The sequence below is a fragment of the Endozoicomonas sp. SESOKO3 genome (genome assembly GCF_024606255.1).
In genome coordinates this window covers 1-1314 of record NZ_JAHHPR010000362.1, presented here as the reverse complement: position 1 = coordinate 1314, position 1314 = coordinate 1, and the positions used below count along the sequence as shown (strand labels likewise).

General features: G+C 54.5%; 1 protein-coding gene. It reads right to left on the bottom strand.

What is annotated here, in order from left to right; all coding sequences use genetic code 11:
- On the bottom strand, positions 1-1314 hold a 1314-nt coding region (locus tag KDK18_RS06475), incomplete at both ends, for a calcium-binding protein (RefSeq protein WP_306670881.1).

Here is a 1314-nt window from a genome sequence, read left to right as displayed (position 1 = left end):
CGCTGTCAGCGCCACCGTCTATCCGTGTGGCATTGTTTTGCAGGGCTGCCAGATCAACATTGAGAGTGTCGTCACCGGCTCCGCCAATCAGTTGATCTGCAGCAAAACCCGTTAAGGTGTCGTTACCGGCATTACCCTCCAGTACGTTAGCTACCGTGCTGGAAGCGGTGAGATCGTCCCCTGAGGCCGTATTGTTGGAGCCCAGAACTTTCTCAATACTGGTCAGGGTGTCAGTAGCGCCGCTACCGTCAGTGGCTGCACCAGTGTCCAGATTAACCGTGACGCCGCTGGTTTCACTGCTGTAATCAACGGTGTCTTCACCCGCCCCTCCGTCCAGCGTATCGGCCCCGGCACCGCCACGAAGCGTATCATTACCACCCATGCCACTCAGACTATTGTTGTTGCTGTCCCCCGTCAGGGTATCGGCGTTATTGGTTCCCACCAGGTTTTCAATATTTCTGAGAGTGTCCGAGTCAACGCCGTGAGCTACTGTGCCATTAGCGGAGCCATTCAGGGTGGCGGTAATGCCGTTAGCTGAGCTGTTGAAATGAGAAGAGTTGTAATCCACTGTATCAATGCCGTCGCCACCATCAAGAGTATCGTTGCCATCAGTGGCATAAATCGTGTCTGTGCCCTTACCGGCTTCTATGGCATTGACGACCGTACTCCCGGTAAGGAAATCCCCGTGATCACTGCCTGTGATATTCTCAATATCGGTCAGACTGTCGTTACTGGCGCCACCATCGGTGGCCGTACCGGTGTCCAGATTAACCGTGACGCCGCTGGTTTCATTGCTGTAATCAACGGTGTCTTCATCAGCCCCTCCGTCCAGCGTATCGGTTCCGGCACCACCCTCCAGAGTATCGTTGCCGGAACCGGCGATAAGAGTATCGTTTCCGTTTCCGCCCCGGAGTGTGTCATTACCGCTACCACTGTTGAGAATATTGTTGGCATTGTCACCAATCAGGGTATCGTTGCCATGGTCGCTGATGACATTCTCAAAACCCTTCACCCTGTCGGTACCGGTAAAGAGCCCATTGCCAAAACTTTTGTTGACGGTGATGTAACCATCAGCATCGGCTGCGGCAGAGAGGTCGACGGTAATATCGTCCGGTGTGTCTAAAGGCCCGCTGACATTACCCACCATATCCAGCGTATCGCCTGCCGCAGTGTTGGCACCACCATCCAATGTATCGTTTCCGAAGCCACCGTGGATGCTGTCATCGCCAGCGCCACCCGTGATGGTGTCATCGTCCTGATTACCGTTAATGTCGTCGTTGCCATCTCCACCGTTGATGGTGTCAGCACCGGAAC